This is a genomic window from Archangium sp. (assembly GCF_036388035.1).
Classification (GTDB): domain Bacteria; phylum Myxococcota; class Myxococcia; order Myxococcales; family Myxococcaceae; genus Archangium.
Genome location: NZ_DASVSO010000488.1, coordinates 1 through 15,944 on the forward strand (window position 1 = coordinate 1; position 15,944 = coordinate 15,944).

Sequence of the window (15,944 nt, forward strand, 5' to 3'; positions counted from 1 at the left end):
GGTGTTGGCCGGTGCGCGGCCGCGCCTCACCCGCCCGGGCGAGGCCCTGGCGGGGGGGGGCGGTGGGGGTGGCACGCGTCGAGGCGGGGGGGGTGGCGGTGGTGGTGGGCGCCGCCGCCGCTAGGCACTCCGGGCGCGCGGTCCGCGAACTTGTCCACTAAGTGTACAGGTTGCGCGAGTTCGAGCCCGGCGGGTCCCCCTGTGCTTCTCACTTCGCCACGGCGGGCGGCGCGCCTTCCTCGATCCGGGTGACCAGGCCGTCGGTGATGAACACCCGGCGCTTGCTGCCCGGGTAGATCCACTCCTGGTTCACCTGCTGCTTGTCCAGCGTGCGGCGGATGCTCTCCGGCGCGCCCCAGGACATCTCCACCGCCGCCTCCGGCATGTCCTCGAGAACCTTCTTCTGCTTGAGGGCCTCCTGGAATCGCGGCTGGAACCTGGCGATCCGCGGCGCCGGGTCGTGATCCAGCAGGTGCCGGTCCAGCTCCGCCAGGAAGTCCTCCCGCGTCTTGCTCATCGGCGGGAGCACCAGCACCACCGGCGGCCCCGGCGGCGCCCCCTCCACGTCCAGGTACACCCACGGCAGCGTGCGCGGCGAGTACAGCACCCGCTCCACCATCACCATGGCCGTGGGGAACTCCACCTTCAGCACGCGCACCTTCGTGCCCGCCGGCATCAGCGCCTGCACCGCGCCGGGGTTGATGGGGTTGCCCTGGGTGTCGTTGATCAGCCGGACCTCGTCCGGCGGGTAGGGCGTCAGCAGCCGCTTGGAGGCGTCCCCGAAGAACGGGGTGAGGTAGCTGGAGGCCTTCAGGTAGCGCTCCGACGACGGGCCGGTGGTCAGGTCGCGCTGGAGCTTCGTCCGGTCCTCCGCGCTGAGCAGGGTCTGGCTCGCGCAGCCGGTGGCCAGTGCCAGGAGGGGGAGGACGAGCAGGGCGAGGAGTCGTTTCACGGGGGGACCTCGGTCAGAAGGAGAAGGCGAAGGCTCGGGTGGTGATGAGAGGGGCCTCGCGTCCGCCGGTGACATCCGCCACCCACACCGCCTTCTCGCGCGTCTCCTCCACGAGGCGCGGGCCACCCGCCTTGCCCAGGGCGTCGATGCCCTGGATGACGTGCGAGACGAGCAGCGCGACGCCTCCCAGCCCCCAGAACCAGCCGCCCACGGCGAGCCGGAAGACGCTGCTCACCACGATGATGGCCAGGTCCACCACGAGGAACAGGATGAAGCCGTCCTGGTCTCTCGCCACCAGGTGGCCCGTGCCGAAGCCGAGGAACAGCCCCAGCACCAGCGCGAGCACCTGCCGCATCTCCGCGTCCACGCCGCCCCCGGTGTCCAGGGGAAGGGGAGTGCCCATCAGGGCGAAGCGCGTGGCGTCCGTCAGCCGCAGCGGGGGCGTCACGGAGGGTTTGAAGGTGGCCGCCAGCTCCAGCCCGTCCAGTAGCCGCGCGTGGCGGCCCTCCATGGAGCGGGCGAAGGAGATCGTCGGATCGGCGGGGGAGGAGGCCGGCTCCGCGGGGGTGGCGGCCAGCAACGACGCGAGCAACAGGGGAACGACCATCGGGCGCACCTCGACGTCAAACGCGTGAGGGGCCCTTCCTTAGCTTAGCGGGGGCTCGGCGTCAGCGACGCGTTGTCGCCTTCTCTCCGCCGCTGCACACCACAGCCCTTCAGCGTCGGACACACGGGGCCACGGCCATCGAGATCCGGGACGAGCAGGAACCGGCCCAGACCCCGGGCATCCACGAGCTCCGGATGGCCACAGAGCACGCAACGACGGGGCGGACGTTTGGAGGGGGGAAATGGCACGGGGCCAGTCTCCCTCTCCTCCTACGACCGCGCGAATTTTCCGCCGCTCAGCTCTTGGCGCCGGCCGCCGCGGCCGGGGCGCTCGAGCTGCTGCTCGACGCGCTGGAGCCGCCCGAGTCCGAGGAGCCACTGGAGCTGCTCGACGTCGAGCTGCTGGTGCTGGCGCTGCTCGAGGACGAGCTGCTGGAGCTGGACGCGCTCCCGTCCTTCTTGGTGGAGCTGTAGAGGTCCGAGTACCAGCCGCCGCCCTTGAGGACGAAGCTGGTGCGGCTGACGACCCTGCTCAGCGAGCCCTGGGCACCGCAGGCGGAGCAGGTCTCGGGCGTCGGGTCGCTCACCTTCTGGAGGACGTCGATCGTCTTCGCACAGGACTGACAGGCGTATTCGTAGATGGGCATGACGGTAGCCTCTTCCTTCTCAGGGCGTGGAGTGAGGGGGAGTGTTCGAGGTCCGCTTGCGCAGCTCCCCGGCCACTCCCAGGCGCTCGAGAGCGCGCAGCACGAGTTCGGACGGCGCTCCGTGCTTGCGGCCCACCACCTCGGCGAGCGTGGCCACGGTGGTGGCCCCCGAGAGCTCGTCGCGCACCAGCACCTCGAGCTCCCGGCGGAGCATGTCCGTGAAACGTTTCTTGATTCCCAAGTCGGCCAGGTACTTGTCGCGCCCGAGCAGATCCAACCGCTGGGTGAGATGGCGCGAGGTGAGCGCCTCGCGACGGAAGCGCTCGCGCACCTCCTCGACCTCCTGGGAGAGGCCCAGCTTCGTCTCGAGCTGCTTGAGCTCGGAGGGGCTGAGCCCCAGCGCCCAGCCGACCCGGCCCGCGGCGCCGCGGTGCTCGGTGTAGCCGGCGAGGAGGGCCTGTCGCTCACGGGATGCCATGGCCTCCATCAACCCGTGGGCCCCCAGCACTCCTTCCAGCTCCGACAACGTCAGGTCGCCCCGGGCGCCGTTGTACTGGTTGGCCAGCGAGTTGAGCAGCGCGAAGCGGTGATCGTGCGCTTCCAGCGCCGCCTCCAGCGTCTCCTTGCCCGAGGCGCGCGTCAGCTCCTGGAAGCTCGTCTTGGGAGCGTCCAGGCGGGTGAAGCGCCCGCGCGGCTTGGGCAGCTCCCTCTTGAGGAAGCTGGGGGCTTCCTCGGTCTCCTCGGCCTCGTAGGGCGTCTCCTCCACGGCGGCGCGCTTGCGGGGGGCGATCCGCGCCTGGATCGTCTCGCCGCTCGACTTGGGGGCGCGCTCCGGCTTCGCGGGCACGTTGGCCGGGCGCGGGGCCGGCGTGGCGAAGGTGGGCACATCCGGGGTGGGAGCCGGCGCGGGGGGCCGCTTCTCCTCGTGCACCCGGGCCAGCTCCTGCACCACCTCGTAGTAGCCGCACTCCTGACGCTTCGCGGCAAGCTCCGGCGCCGTGCCGTTGAGCACGTCCACCACCGCGAACGGTCCGAGGGGCCGGGCCTGGGGCTCAGTGTCGGTCAAGGTGCGCACGCGGAAGTCGTCGGCCTCGGCCAGCAGGGCGAGCGCCTCACGGACCTCGGTGGGGGTTGCGGGCGATTTCGCTCGCCGGCAGTAGTCGGAGACGGCCACCGCCACGGGGGTGGGGACGTCATCGGGTTGCCGCTGTCTCTGCCAGGGAGTGTTCATAAAGTTGCGGAAAAATGCTCGTTTACGAGGCCGGGTGCCTCTATCTTTGCTGGCAGACGGGTGTCAATGAATCCGACGGGCCCCAATCTAAACAGCCAGCGGAAGGTGCAAGTCGGTGTCACACCCGGGCCGGGGACCGTGCGGTCCGGATGTTCGGCCGGTGGACACCCGGCGGGCCGAGGGGCCATCCAGGTGGCTTGGGAGGCGGGCGAGCCGTGAACCAGGAGAAGGACGAAGTCCTCCAGCGCTACATGGCCCAGCACGGGCTGAAGAGCACGCGCCAGCGCAGCCTCATCATCGACACCTTCTTCTCGGTGGGCGGCCACCTGTCCGTCGAGGAGCTGTGGAACAAGGTCCGCCAGCAGGACGCCAAGGTGTCGGTGGCCACGGTGTACCGGACGATGAAGCTGCTCAACGAGTGCGGCCTGGCCCATGCGCGCAACTTCGGCGACGGGCAGACGCGCTACGAGGCCGCCGCCGGCCGCGAGCACCATGACCACCTCATCTGCACCCACTGCGGCACCATCGTCGAGTTCGAGGACGACCGCATCGAGCAGATGCAGGACGCGGTGGCGCGCAAGCACGGCTTCACCGTGACGTCGCACAAGATGGAGCTGTACGGGCTGTGCCGGAACTGCCAGCGGACCCCCCTGCCCAAGAGCGAGGCATGAGGCGCTCGGCGCTGGTCCTGGGCTGCGTGCTGGCCCTGGTCCTGGCCGGGTGTCGCCGGGTGCCCGAGGGGCCCGAGGCCTCGGGGCCCTCTCCCTACCTGCGCTCGCTGCTGCTGCCCTCGGTGGGGCCCACCCCGTACGACTGGCGCCGGCTGCCCGGGCGCGTGGTGCTGGTGTCCTTCTTCGCCACCTGGTGCTTCCCGTGTCTGGCGGAGCTGCCCACGCTGGAGGCCCTCCAGAAGGAGTATGGCCCCCAGGGCTTCCAGGTGGTGCTGGTGGGCATGGATCTGGAAGGGCCCCGGGTGCTGACCCCCTTCGCCGAGCAGTACGCGCTGAACTTCCCCGTCCTGGTGTCCAACGAGGGCATGCAGCAGGGACAGAGCGCCTTCGGGCTCATTCCCGCGCTGCCCGCCACCTTCCTCCTGGACAAGGAGGGGCAGGTGGCCGGCGCGTGGCAGGGCATGGCCGGCCACGAGGACATGTCGAAGGCCGTGGAGACGTTGCTGCGTCGCTGAAGCGCTACAGGGCTGGAGCGGATTTCTTGCCGGGGGTGTCGCCGCTGGTACCTTCCGCGCACTCATGACGGTGCGGCGAAAGCTCCTCGGCATAGCGGCGTGTGTGGCCGCGCTCCTCACGCTGGTCTCGGCGGTGGACGCCAAGGGCTTCCGTCGCTACCTGCGCTTGCGCCAGGACGTGGAGACGATCCACGAGCGCAACCGCGCCCTCTCCGCCCAGAACGACATCCTCCTTCGGGAGATCAACGCCCTGCGCAACGATCCCGCCGCCCTCGAGCGCGCCGCCCGTGAGGAGCTCGGCTACGTCAAGCCGGGCGAGCTCGTCTTCCACCTGGAGTAAGTATGACCGTCCTCTCGGCCGTTCCTCCAGTCTCCAAGCTCCTGCGCCCGTTCATCCGGGCCGTGCCCGGCGTGGCGGTGCTGGCCGCCTTCACCCACCTGGCCCGAGGCGGTTTCCGCGGCCTCCTCACCCTGGGCTGGACGGACGCCTCCCTCGTCCTCTTCCTGCTCGCCGGACTGGGCGTGGTGGCCTGGCGCCGCTTCACCCGGGGCGCCGTGGGCGCTCCGCTCTACTTCCGCGATGACCTGGAGCTGGGCGGGGTGCTCGTCGCCTCGGCCTTCATCGTGGTGTCCATCGCCGGGGGAGAGATCTTCCCCCTCATCTACCTGCTCATGGCCTTCCTGGTGGCCTTCCTGCAGCGCAACGCGGGCCTGTCCCTGCTGGGCGTGGCCCTGGCGTTCGACGCGGTCATCTCCCTCCAGGGCCCGGAGCGCAGCCTCACCAGCTTCCTCACCCACGCGCTCTTCCTCTCGCTCTTCGCCGGCCTGTACCACCTGGTGCTCTCCGCCCGCATCGCCGCGGCCCGCCACGCCGAGAGCTCCGCCGTGGAGAAGCGCATCAAGGAGGTGGAGGAGCGCGCGCGCACCTTCCGCCTCGTCAACCCCGGTGCCCACGACAACGCCCCGGACGTGAAGGACGAGGAGAAGTGGCTCGTCGCCTCGGTGAAGGAGATCGAGGGCGCGGTGGGCGCCGCGCTGGAGATCGCCGAGATGTCCCTGCGCACCCACACCTGCGCGGCCTTCCTGCTCACCTCGGACGACAAGGGGCTCAAGCTGTACGACTGCCGCAGCATGTCCGATCGCGTGCAGCGCGAGAGCTTCACCGCGGGGGAGGGGATGCTGGGCGGGGTGCTCAAGCGCCGGGCCCCGGTGCGCATGCACTCGGCCCACGGGCTCAAGGGGATTACCTGGTACGACGGGAGCGCGCCCTCGCTCGGGGCCGTGCTCGCCGTGCCCATCATCGAGGGCAGCGGGCTGGTGCGCGGCGTGCTCGTGGCGGATCGGGCCACGCACAACCCCTTCTCGGATGACGACGAGAAGCTCTTCACCACCATCGCCGCCGAGGTGCTGCGCTCCATCGAGGTGGAGCGGGTGATGACGTACATCCGCAAGACGCGCGACGAGAAGGACCGGTTCTTCCGCGCCATCGAGGAGCTCAACCGCGCCGGCAGCCCGGATCAGGTGTTCCTCGCGGTGCTCGAGAGCGCGCGGCAGCTCGCGGGCCTGGACTTCTGCGCCGTCACCATCGTGAGCGAGCAGGACGGCAAGCGCGTCCACAAGGTGACGCGGATGCTCGGCGTCACGGCGCAGGGCAGCAAGGCGCTCGAGGGCCGCACCTTCCCGGACAACAACGGGCTGGTGGCCAACGTGGTGCGCTACGGCGCGCCGCTCCCGGGGCGCGACCTCAAGGCCATGGATCGGCAGGTCATCTTCGACGAGGAGACGCAGGTGCGCGGCCTCGGCGCGCTGAAGATCTTCCCCCTCATGGCGGGAGACCGCATCCTCGGCACGCTGGTGGCCGGCTCGCGCCGCAAGACGGCCCTGGACCATGACGTGCTGCGGATGCTGGAGGTCATCGCCATCCAGGCGGCCCAGGCGGTGCTGCGCGCCCAGCTCTACGAGCAGATGGAGCGCATGGCCACCACGGACGGCATGACGGGCCTGTACAACAACCGCACCTTCCAGGCGAAGGCGGACGAGATGCTGGCCCACTCGCGGCGCTACGGGCGCAAGTGCTCGCTCATGCTCACGGACGTGGACCACTTCAAGAGCGTCAACGACACCTATGGCCACCTGACGGGCGATCAGGTGCTCAAGGGCGTGGCGCGCATCCTGAAGGAGCATGCGCGGGACACGGACATCGTCGCGCGCTACGGCGGCGAGGAGTTCGCCATCCTCCTGCCGGAGACGGACGCCAAGGGCGCCAAGGTCATCGCCGAGCGCATCCGCGAGGCGATCAAGGCCGAGGTCTTCCAGACGGAGATGGGCCCGCTGAAGATCACGCTGTCGCTGGGCATCGCCACGGCGCCGGACCACGGCACGGACAAGCTGGTGCTGGTGGAGCAGGCGGACCAGTGCCTGTACTACGCGAAGCGGCACGGCCGGAACCAGTCGGTGACGGTGGCCGAGGCGCAGGGCGGCAGGAAGCTCCAGGTCGTCGAGGGGTGAGCCTTCCGTGAAGCCCCGCGTCCCCCTCGCCGTCACCCTCAGCAACGGAAAGCCCGAGGACTCCCAGGTGGCCCGGGCCCGCGAGGCCGCGCGCCAGTGGGGCCTGCCCTTCCTCCCGAGGCGCAAGAAGGAGCCCATGGGCCCGCTGCTGAAGTCCGCGGCGGACGCGCTCCTCGTCTTCGAGCGCGAGGGCGTCACCCTCTGGGACCCCGAGGGCTCCTTCAGCTTCAACCCCGGCATGGCCCACCTGCGCCGGCTGCGCATCCTCTCCGGGCAGCAGGATGACGCCTTGCTCCGCGTGGCGGAGCTGCGCGCGGGAGACCACGTGCTCGACTGCACCCTGGGGCTCGGGCAGGACGCGCTGGTGGCGGCCCTGGCGGTCGGGCCTTCGGGGCGGGTGGTGGCCCTGGAGAAGAGCCTCGCCCTGTTCGCCGTCGTGTCCGAGGGCCTCAACGCCTACGACTACGGCCCCCAGTCCTGCCGCGTGGAGGCGATCCACGCGGATGCGCACGCGCATCTGCGCTCACTGCCCTCGGGCTCGTTCGACGTCGTCTTCTTCGATCCGATGTTCGAGAAGCCCAAGAAGTCCCAGCCGGGCTTCGAGATGCTCCGCCGCTTCGCCGAGCACGCGCCACTCACCCCCGAGACACTGGAGGAGGCCCGGCGCGTGGCGCGGCGGTGGGTGGTGGTGAAGGGGGCGAAGCACTCGGAGGACCTGAAGAAGCTGGGGCTCGAGTCCGAGCCCGGCTCCCGGTACACCTCCGTCATCTGGGGCCGCGTGCCGGGAAGCACCTGAGCGCTCGCCAAGACGGTGGAGGCGAGATGGCTCAGCCCTCGCCCTTGGGGGGACCCTCGCTGCCCACCTGCGACAGCTTCGCCGACCCCGCGCCGGCCTGCTCGTGCGGCATCAAATCCCTCGGCGAGCGGTAGTACTGCATGGGCGAGTCGTGCAGGAAGTTCGACACCCGGCTCGTGTACAGGCACGCGTAGCGCTCCACCTGCTCGCCGAACCGGCTGTTCTCATTGCCCTCCTTGAAGAGCAGCCCCCAGTACGGGTTGAAGCCTTCCTCCACCTCGCGCTCCAGCGTGTCGGCGATGTCCGTCGCCTCCCGTAGCGCCCGCCGCAGCGTGTCCAGCTCCACCTTCAGCCGCTTGCGCTCTTCCTCCAGCCACGCCAGCTCCTCGGCCGACTGCCCGTCGCGCTCCAGCTTTCGATCCAACGCGTTGAGCTGCCCCTTGTGGTGCGCCACCTCGTCGTCCAGCCGCTCCCGCGCCAGTTCCACCTCGGCCAGCTTCTCGATCCGCTCCCGCTGGTTGTCCGTGTAGGTGATCTCGTCCTCGATCTCCTGGACGATCATGCACGTGCGCCACAGCGAGGACTTCTTCGACTTGAGGATGTCCCCGTAGATGTGGTCCCCCACGTACAGCACGCCCTCGCCCGCGTAGCCGGTGTGCCGCTCGAACTGCGCCAGGTTGCCGCCCTGGTACACCTTGCCGCGCTCCACCTCCCGGGCCTCGCCCACCACGCGCGCCTCCTCGCCGGGCCCCGCCGTCTCCAGCTCCAGGAAGGGCCGCTGCTCCGAGAAGAAGGCCGGCTTGGCCGCCAGCGTCACGATGTAGTCGAAGTAGTTGCGCCAGCTCGGGTACTCCGCCTGCTGGCCGTCCAGCAGGTAGCGCATCACCGCGTCCGTGTAGTCCCACGCCGAGTTCGTCAGCAGGAACAGCCGCTTGCCCCCCGAGCGCAGCTTGTGCAGCGCCGGGCCCAGCTCCGGATCCTGGAAGATGTAGCGCCCCAGGTCCTTGCGCACCTCGCGCTTGAGCGAGTTGTCCCGGTGCACCGCGTCGATCGACTCGCGGATGTCGTCGTACAGCTTGCCGTAGTCCACCCGCTGGCCCAGCGACTCCAGCACCTCGATGACGCCAGCGAAGAGCCACGCCTCGGGCAGGGCGAAGAGCGTGTCGATCCACGCGAACTGCGGGTTCTTCAGCCGCACCCGCTGGTTGCGGTACAGCTTCTTCCACACCTCGCGCTCGAGGGGCCGCAGCCCGTGCCAGGCCCGCCCCACGTAGCCGAAGCGGTCCATCTTCAGCAGGTTGCCGTTCTCCTTGTCCACCGCCAGCCCGCGCATCACGAAGTGGTGGTCGTACTGGAGCTGTCCAATGAGGGCCGGGTAGCCGCGCTCGCAGATGAGCCTGGCCAGCGTCATGTCGTAGGCGAGCTGCTCCAGCCGGCGCATGTGGTAGATGGCCAGCGTGTAGTCCATGTCGAAGCCGATCAGCTCGACACTGGCCATGCGCAGGTTGCGGTTGACGAAGATGTCCCGCGAGCGCGGCACCTGGCGCGTCTGCACCTGCGGCACGCTCAGCAGGCGAGCGAGCTTGTCGTCCGCCAGCAGGAGCTGCGTGCGCCGCTCGGCTTCCTCGGCGTGGGCCCGGTTGAGCGAGGAGCGGAAGCTGCCGTGGAGGGGGTCCGAGGTCGTCGGGCTCCCGGGGATGGGTCCGGTCGGTGAGAGTTTCGGTGACACAGGACAGAAAGACATAACACGCGCCCTCCTGGGGCACCACGCACTCGGGCCCTCCCTCCTTGCGGGCGCATGAGGCGACGTGGCACGCTCGGGGACCCGCATGCCCGCCCGACGCCCCCCGCCCGACGCCGAGAGCCCCGCGCGGCTGGCCGCCCGCATCGAAGCCCTGGAGGACCGGGTCCGCCGGCTCGAGGTCCTCGTGCGCGGCTCGGCCGGGGCGAAGCCCCCGCGCGCCTCGGGCCAGGTGCGGCGCAAGGCCGTGGCCGCTCCCCGCGTCAACAGCCGGCCGCGCCCCCGCTGCCCGGGCTGCACCCTGGAGCTGCCTCCGGGCGCCCGGGGGGAGGCGTGTGTGTGGTGCGGCTTCCAGCTCGACGCCGTCCGGCTCCGGAAGAGGAAGGCATGAGCGCCTACCGGTTGACCGGCCGCATCGAGTCCGGAGAGCTCGCCGAGCTGTACGAGGCCGTCCAGGAGCCCGGTGGCCCCAAGCTCGTCATCAAGCTCTTCAACCCGAAGACGTCCGATCCGCGCTATGCCACCGTGCTGGCCGGGACGTACAGCGTGCTCAACCCGCTGCACCCCGAGGGCATCGTCCACGTCCTCGACATCGGCTTCGTGAAGAACCGGCTCGCCGTGGTGCGCGAGGCGGTGGACGGCCACTCCCTGGGCACTGCCCTGCAGCGGCTCAACACCAAGGAGGTCCTCCTCCCGCCGTCCATCGCGCTCTCCATCATCATCCAGATGCTGGAGTCCGTGGAGCACGCCCACGCGGTGGGGGTCGTCCACGGCGCCATCACCCCGGGCAACGTGCTGCTCTCGCGCGCCGGCCAGCCCTTCGTGGGGGACTTCGGCGCGCTCCAGGCACTCCTGGCCGTGCCCGAGCTCAAGCGCGCCTTCGCCGGCCGGGGCCGCAGCGCCTACCGCGCCCCCGAGGTCGGTCGCGGCGAGTCCCCCGACGTGCTCTCGGACCTCTACTCCATCGGCGCCATCGCCTACGAGCTGCTCACCCTGCGCGAGGCCGTCATCCCCGAGGGCGGTGTCAGCACCCGCCGCGCTGGCCTGCCTCCGCCCAGCCGGTTGGATCGCCGCATCCACGCGCGGTTGGATCCGATCATCCTGCGCGCGGTGGACGCCACGCCCTCGCGCCGCTTCCGCTCCTGCGCCGAGTTCGCCGGCGCGCTGCGCAACTTCCTCGCCACCAATGGCGGCCTGCCCGGCTTCGAGGAGTCGCGCCGCTTCGTGGGCGAGCTCTTCCCCAACGAGGTGTCCGTCGGGGCGCTCGGGCCGGTGCCTTTCTCCGAGCGCTTCTCCCTGACGCCCATCTCCGGCGTGTCGCTGGCCCAGGTGAGCGCGGACGCGCTGGAGAAGTCCGTGGTGGTGCGGCCCTCCTTCAGTCCGGCCCTCAGCGAGGCCGACACCATGGAGGCCCCGCCCGCCTTCGAGGAGTACCAGCCCGAGCCCTCCGTGGTGGCTCCGGCGCCCGTGGCCGCGCCCGCGCTGGATCCCCGGGTGCTCGAGTCCACCTACATCTTCACGCAGGGCTCGGTGTCCGGGAAGGAGCCGGCCGAGGTCACCCACTTCGGGCCCAAGGCGGGGCGTGAAGTCACCCAGGTGGGGACCAAGGCGGGCGCCGAGGTCACCCACGTCGGGCCGAAGGCGGGCGCCGAGGTGCAGCGCGGCGCTCCTTCGGGGCCGGGAGAGGACGAGCAGACGTGGGTGGCTCCTCCGGGGGCCGCGCCCAAGCCGCGCCGGGCCCCCGTGCCGCCGCCCGCCGCGAAGGAGGGGACGCGCGTCGGCAAGAATCCGCGCCTGCGGGTGGTGGAGGACTTCACCCGCCCCGCCGAGCCCAAACCCGAGCCCACGCCCGAGCCCGAGACGGGAGATCCGGAGGATCGGATCGACACCGCGAAGATCGAGCCCGAGGTGACGGTGAGCCGCTCGCGCGTGTCCGAGGGCACCGTGTCGCGGGCGCGCCTCCCGCCCTCGCTGGTGCGCGGCCACGCGTCCGAGTCGCGGCCGGCGGGCGAGCCGGATCGCTCGTACATCCCCATGCCCCCGCCCACCTCGGAGGTGCCGGCGGTGAGGGGCTCGCGCCGCATGTTCACCGAGGAGCGCAACCTCATGGAGGACGCTCGGCGCCGACGCCGGATGCTGGTCCTCGCGGGGGTGAGCGCGCTGGTGGGGGCGGTGTTCTTCGGGCTCGGCGTGTGGAAGTTCGCGCAGCGCCAGCAGCCGGACACGGATCCCAAGGTGTCCGCGGTCAGCGGCGCCGTGGAGCAGTACCTTCAGCAGCCCCCCGCGCCGGCCCCCGAGCCGCCGCCCAAGGCCCGCCCCACCGCGCCCCCGGAGCCGGTGGTGACCTCCGACGCCCCGGCGGCCGAGGACTCCCGCAGGGCCGTCGCCTACCTGTCGATCGACGCCAACCTCCCGGCGCGCGCCTACATCGACGGCGTGAGGGTGAAGCGCAACCTGCCGCTGGTGCGCTACCCGGTGAAGTCGGGCTCGCGGGAGATCATCGTGGAGACGCTCGGGCTGCCGCGGCAGCGCGAGCTGTTCGAGGTGCGCCTCGAGCGTGGTGAGCACAAGAAGCTGGAGCAGGTCTTCAAGCACTCCCCCAACCGTTGAGCCCATGGACCGGACCCGCGTCTTCGTCGTCGAGGATCAGCCGACCCTGCTGCGCAACCTCCTGAAGGTGCTGGCGACCTTCCCCGAGCTGGAGGTGGTGGGCAGCGCCCAGGACGGCGAGCAGGCCGTGGAGGAGCTGGTGCGCGTGCGCCCGCAGCTGGTGCTGTTGGACCTGGAGCTGCCGGGCATCAACGGAATCGAGGTGACGCGGCGGGTGAAGCGCCGGGCCCCCGAGGTGGAGGTGCTCATCCTCACGTCCTTCGAGGACGAGCAGAAGGTGTACGAGGCGATTCAAGCGGGGGCCTCGGGCTACCTGGTGAAGAGGGTGGGGCCGGAGAAGATCCGCTCGGGCATCCGCGAGGTGATGGAGGGCGGCACGGTGCTGGAGCCCATCATCGCCCGGCGCTTCTGGAACTACTTCCAGTCCATCCAGGCCAGGCCGCCCGAGCCGGACAAGCAGAACCCGTGGGGCCTGACGCCGGCCGAGTTCGACGTGCTGCGCTACGTGGCCAAGGGCCTGTCCAACGCCGAGGTGGGGCGGGTGATGACGCTGGAGCGGCGCACGGTGCGCACGCACCTGTCCCACCTCTACCGGAAGATGGGCGTCAACTCGCACGTGGAGGCGGTGGTGCTCGCCCTGCGCGCGGGCATCGTGGAGCTCTGACCCGCGCTACGGGGCGGGGCGCACCAGCCGCAGGTGGGACTTCTTGCCGCGGGGCTGCCTCGGATCCGTGCCGACGTTCTCCTCCTCGTCGAACGGGAGGACGTCACCGGGGCCCGTCCTGCTCTCCTTGGGCGCGAGCGGATCGGCCGGCCCGCGCAGGCCCGAGCGGAGCACCACGCCGAAGAGCACCGTCAGCAGCAGGGTGACGGTGAGCAGATCCAGGTTGGTGTTGACGTGCAGGGACTCGGGGGCGGGATCCGGCAGGAAGAGGAGGGTGGCGACGACGAGCCACAACAGCCCACACGCCAGGAGCCCCAGGCCGCTGACCCAGATCTTCACCCGCGCCCCGAGGGTGCGCTGGAAGGGAAGGGCCACGACCTTCGTCCGAATCGGCTCGCGCTGGAACGGCTCGTCCTTCTCCGCCGTCTTGGTGAGCGCCCCCGCGAGCGTCGTCGCTCCGGCCCCCACGTTGGACTCGCGGCCCCAGCGCACCACGGTGGCGAACACCACCCCGGCGAAGAGGACGAGCACGGTGGAGCCCATCCGGAAGGCCTCGCAGGCACCGTGCAGGAGCACGGTCCACACGAGACCCGAGAGCAGCAGCCGGAGGCGGGGGGGCAGGGGCGCCAACATGTTGCGAATGGTAGCAGAGATGAGAGGCACCTCCAGTTTGCCGCCGGTCCGAGCCGCCCACGACTCGTCGCGTACCGCGCGGACGGACTGTCCGGTTCAACACCCGACCGCTGGAGTCCGGTGCCTGCCTGCCTGCTCAGGCACCGGATGAGCCCATCGACTCAGGTGCCGTTGGCCGGCTCGGCGGTGGGATCCACCAGCGGCTCCGGCATGGTCCACAGGGCCGAGGGCGCACCATATGCCTGGTCGAAGGCGTAGAGGATGCCGGTCCAGCGGTCCCAGAAGACGGCCCAGCTGTACTCGGTGGGCGGCGAGGTCAGGAGGCTGCCGTCCCGATCCGGCTGGCTGTACGCGTAGTCGGTGTAGGTCCACTCCAGGGTGCCGAAGTCCGTCTTGAGCATGGGCGTGAGGGCCTCGAGCAGCTTGGAGCGGGAGACCTCGTCGGGGTGGGGCACGGCCGGGGTGAAGACGGGCTGCGCCATGTCGTGCTGCTCGCGCCAGGCCACGTAGTTGTTGCCCAGGGCGATGAGCGCGTCGCGCTCGGCGGGAGTGGGCGCGCGGCGGGCCTCCTCATAGAGGGCGAAGGCCGCCACCAGCAGGCTCTTCCAGTGCATGCCCGGGAAGAGGGTGGCGAACTGGTAGGGCCGGGGCGAGTCCTGGACGTGGGCCAGCGCGTAGTCGTAGGCCTGTTGGGACTCCGCGGGCACGGCGTCCGGGAGCGAGAACTCCGTGAGCACGCGCTCGGGCGTCACCGCGCCAACGGCTCCCCGGCGCCAGTCGAGGTAGAGGAGCGCCGAGCCGCCGATGTCCGTGAAGATGGCCAGGTTGCCCTCGTGCAGGGTGCGCTCCAGCGTGAGGACGACGGACTCGGTCTTGTCGAGCGGGTGCATGGCCGGCGCGCTCCAGTAGAGCGAGGCGAAGCGCGAGGCGGTGGCGGTGAAGGTGCGCGGATCGGCCAGCGCCTCCATGTTCATGGCCCGGGTGAGCGAGGCGAGGGACGTGGCCGCGTCGATGGGCAGGCCGCGCACCACGAGCTCCAGGGAGAGGTTCTGGAGGGTGAGCCGCACGTCGCCGGAGACGCCGAGCCTGTCGAGCGCGTGGGCCACCGAGAGCGAGGGCTGACCCCGGGCCGCGTCGATCATGCGCCGCGCGAGGGCCGCGCCGAGCATGCCCTGTCCACCCGTCTGGGAGGCGTGCGGTGCGAAGACGAACCAGTTGGGACGGACGTTGCTGCTGCCTCCGGGCTGGAGGTGGGGGTCGAGCAGGCCGCCCAGCTCATAGGCGATCTGAATGTAGCCCTGGGTGATGCGGCGGTTGTCCTCCAGCGGGGTGGGGCCCGCCTCGGCGCGGGCTGGCAGCCCCATCGACAGGAGGGCCAGCAACAGCGTGGAGGGGAGGAGGAAGCGGAACGACGGGCGCGAGGAGCCTTCGACCACGATGGAATCTCCGGGTGTGGGAACGGGGTGGATCGGACCGCAGGGTAGCGACCCGCATGCGCGTCGCTCCAAGCCATTCGAGGGACAACGTTCTCCAAGACATTTGAACACAAACCAGATCATCCCGGAGCTGCCCGCACGGCTGCCGGAAGAGCGGGCCCGTGGAAGGAGTCAGGGATTGCCGAGGACTCGTGTACCTTGCGCTCCTCTCCGCCTCCTCGCAGAAGGTCGAAAGTGCCCACCCGGACGCCTTCCTCCCGTCTCCTCCGCTCCGCCCTCTCCTCGCAGCATCGGCTCTCCCAGCGCGTCGCCTCCGAGCGCGCCCCCGAGCCACTCGCCCCGCCCGCGACGCCGGGGGTCCTCTCCCTCTCCACGGCGACCGCGCGCCTCGCCTACGACGTGCTGGCGGCCCTGGATCTCGACGGCGATGGTCGGCTCACGGCCCGGGACGCCGAGCGCGCGCGGGAGCTCGGGTTGCGCTTCGCGGTGGACCTCGAGCTCGGCCCGGGCGTGCGCCTGGAGCTGGCCGGCGCGGAGCGGCTCTCGCACGCCGCGGACGTGCTCGCCGAGGAGATCCTCGAGGGGCGGGGTGATGCCCCCGGGCTGCCCGTGGAGCGGATGCTGGTGTCGCGCACCGATGCGCTGCGGCGGTTGCTCGACCAGGGCTGGGATGGGCTCGTCCGTCGCTCGGACCGGGCGGAGGACTTGAAGAAGGCCCTCCAGGTGATGCCGGTGAAGGATCCGGAGGGCCGTCAGCGCGTGTATGTCCCCGCGCGAGACCGCAAGGCCCTGAAGCGGCTGCGCGCCGAGGCCCGGCGTTCCGGTGGCCTGGAGATGGTGCCGCTCCAGAAGCCCCGCGGTGCCGGAGATTGGGAGGCGCTCATGCGCCAGCCTGGGATGCTCTACCTCCCGCGCCCGTACATCGTCCCGGGTG

Annotated in this window: 15 protein-coding genes and 2 pseudogenes; 10 read left to right on the forward strand and 7 right to left on the reverse strand. The window is 70.8% G+C overall.

The features are described from left to right. Nucleotides 1–208: 208 nt before the first annotated feature. Together VF697_RS19645 and VF697_RS19650 are read right to left on the reverse strand one after the other, a co-directional pair. Complete coding sequence (locus VF697_RS19645) at nt 209–952, reverse strand: hypothetical protein (RefSeq protein WP_331097210.1); 744 nt, start codon at nt 950–952, stop codon at nt 209–211. Nucleotides 953–965: 13 nt separating this feature from the next. Then, nucleotides 966–1,559: a hypothetical protein gene (locus VF697_RS19650; protein WP_331097212.1), complete on the reverse strand. Its 594-nt coding sequence runs from the start codon at nt 1,557–1,559 to the stop codon at nt 966–968. Between the two features lie 302 nt (nt 1,560–1,861). Here VF697_RS19650 and VF697_RS19655 point away from each other — a divergent pair, with 302 nt between their 5' ends. Beyond that, a complete protein-coding gene (locus VF697_RS19655; RefSeq protein WP_331097237.1) occupies nt 1,862–2,032 on the forward strand; it encodes a hypothetical protein in 171 nt (56 codons plus the stop codon). 74 nt (nt 2,033–2,106) lie between these two features. Here VF697_RS19655 and VF697_RS19660 read toward each other — a convergent pair. Beyond that, nucleotides 2,107–2,205 (reverse strand): annotated as a pseudogene (locus VF697_RS19660) (FmdB family zinc ribbon protein); the annotation flags it as partial. 19 nt (nt 2,206–2,224) lie between these two features. After that, nucleotides 2,225–3,436 (reverse strand): hypothetical protein, encoded by a 1,212-nt coding sequence (locus VF697_RS19665; RefSeq protein ID WP_331097214.1) that lies wholly within the window; start codon nt 3,434–3,436, stop codon nt 2,225–2,227. 251 nt (nt 3,437–3,687) lie between these two features. On the opposite strand from VF697_RS19665, the gene VF697_RS19670 reads away from it, so the two are divergent. The 5 genes from VF697_RS19670 to VF697_RS19690 all read left to right on the forward strand — a co-directional run bounded on the left by VF697_RS19670 (nt 3,688) and on the right by VF697_RS19690 (nt 7,926). Next, nucleotides 3,688–4,107, forward strand: coding sequence for a transcriptional repressor (locus tag VF697_RS19670; RefSeq protein ID WP_331097233.1), 420 nt, complete (start codon nt 3,688–3,690; stop codon nt 4,105–4,107). After that, nucleotides 4,104–4,622, forward strand: coding sequence for a TlpA disulfide reductase family protein (locus tag VF697_RS19675; protein ID WP_331097216.1), 519 nt, complete (start codon nt 4,104–4,106; stop codon nt 4,620–4,622). Before VF697_RS19670 ends, VF697_RS19675 begins: the two co-directional genes overlap by 4 nt. A 103-nt stretch (nt 4,623–4,725) precedes the next feature. Then, on the forward strand, nt 4,726–4,962 hold the full coding sequence (locus tag VF697_RS19680) for an FtsB family cell division protein (protein ID WP_414641322.1): 237 nt from the start codon (nt 4,726–4,728) through the stop codon (nt 4,960–4,962). Nucleotides 4,963–4,964: 2 nt separating this feature from the next. Next, entirely contained in the window at nt 4,965–7,130 is a 2,166-nt protein-coding gene (locus tag VF697_RS19685; protein WP_331097220.1) for a diguanylate cyclase, read from the forward strand. 7 nt (nt 7,131–7,137) lie between these two features. Then, nucleotides 7,138–7,926: a class I SAM-dependent methyltransferase gene (locus tag VF697_RS19690; RefSeq protein ID WP_331097221.1), complete on the forward strand. Its 789-nt coding sequence runs from the start codon at nt 7,138–7,140 to the stop codon at nt 7,924–7,926. A 31-nt stretch (nt 7,927–7,957) separates the two neighbouring features. Here the strand turns inward: VF697_RS19690 and VF697_RS19695 are convergent, their stop codons facing one another. Next, nucleotides 7,958–9,670: an HAD-IG family 5'-nucleotidase gene (locus VF697_RS19695; RefSeq protein WP_331097223.1), complete on the reverse strand. Its 1,713-nt coding sequence runs from the start codon at nt 9,668–9,670 to the stop codon at nt 7,958–7,960. An 85-nt stretch (nt 9,671–9,755) separates the two neighbouring features. Here VF697_RS19695 and VF697_RS19700 point away from each other — a divergent pair, with 85 nt between their 5' ends. Genes VF697_RS19700 through VF697_RS19710 form a run of 3 tightly spaced genes read left to right on the forward strand, consistent with a single transcriptional unit; the run spans nt 9,756 to nt 12,941 of the window. Then, the gene (locus VF697_RS19700) at nt 9,756–10,058 is read left to right on the forward strand and encodes a hypothetical protein (protein ID WP_331097225.1); all 303 of its coding nucleotides are present in this window, start codon (nt 9,756–9,758) and stop codon (nt 10,056–10,058) included. Beyond that, on the forward strand, nt 10,055–12,277 hold the full coding sequence (locus tag VF697_RS19705; protein WP_331097227.1) for a serine/threonine-protein kinase: 2,223 nt from the start codon (nt 10,055–10,057) through the stop codon (nt 12,275–12,277). Before VF697_RS19700 ends, VF697_RS19705 begins: the two co-directional genes overlap by 4 nt. Nucleotides 12,278–12,281: 4 nt before the next feature. Next, complete coding sequence (locus tag VF697_RS19710) at nt 12,282–12,941, forward strand: response regulator transcription factor (RefSeq protein ID WP_331097229.1); 660 nt, start codon at nt 12,282–12,284, stop codon at nt 12,939–12,941. Nucleotides 12,942–12,947: 6 nt separating this feature from the next. Here VF697_RS19710 and VF697_RS19715 read toward each other — a convergent pair whose 3' ends face one another. Then, nucleotides 12,948–13,574, reverse strand: a complete 627-nt coding sequence (locus VF697_RS19715; protein WP_331097231.1) for a hypothetical protein — start codon at nt 13,572–13,574, stop codon at nt 12,948–12,950. A gap of 161 nt (nt 13,575–13,735) precedes the next feature. Then, nucleotides 13,736–15,010: a hypothetical protein gene (locus tag VF697_RS19720; RefSeq protein ID WP_414641323.1), complete on the reverse strand. Its 1,275-nt coding sequence runs from the start codon at nt 15,008–15,010 to the stop codon at nt 13,736–13,738. Nucleotides 15,011–15,244: 234 nt separating this feature from the next. Here VF697_RS19720 and VF697_RS19725 point away from each other — a divergent pair. Next, nucleotides 15,245–15,944: pseudogene (locus tag VF697_RS19725) on the forward strand (trehalase); the annotation flags it as partial.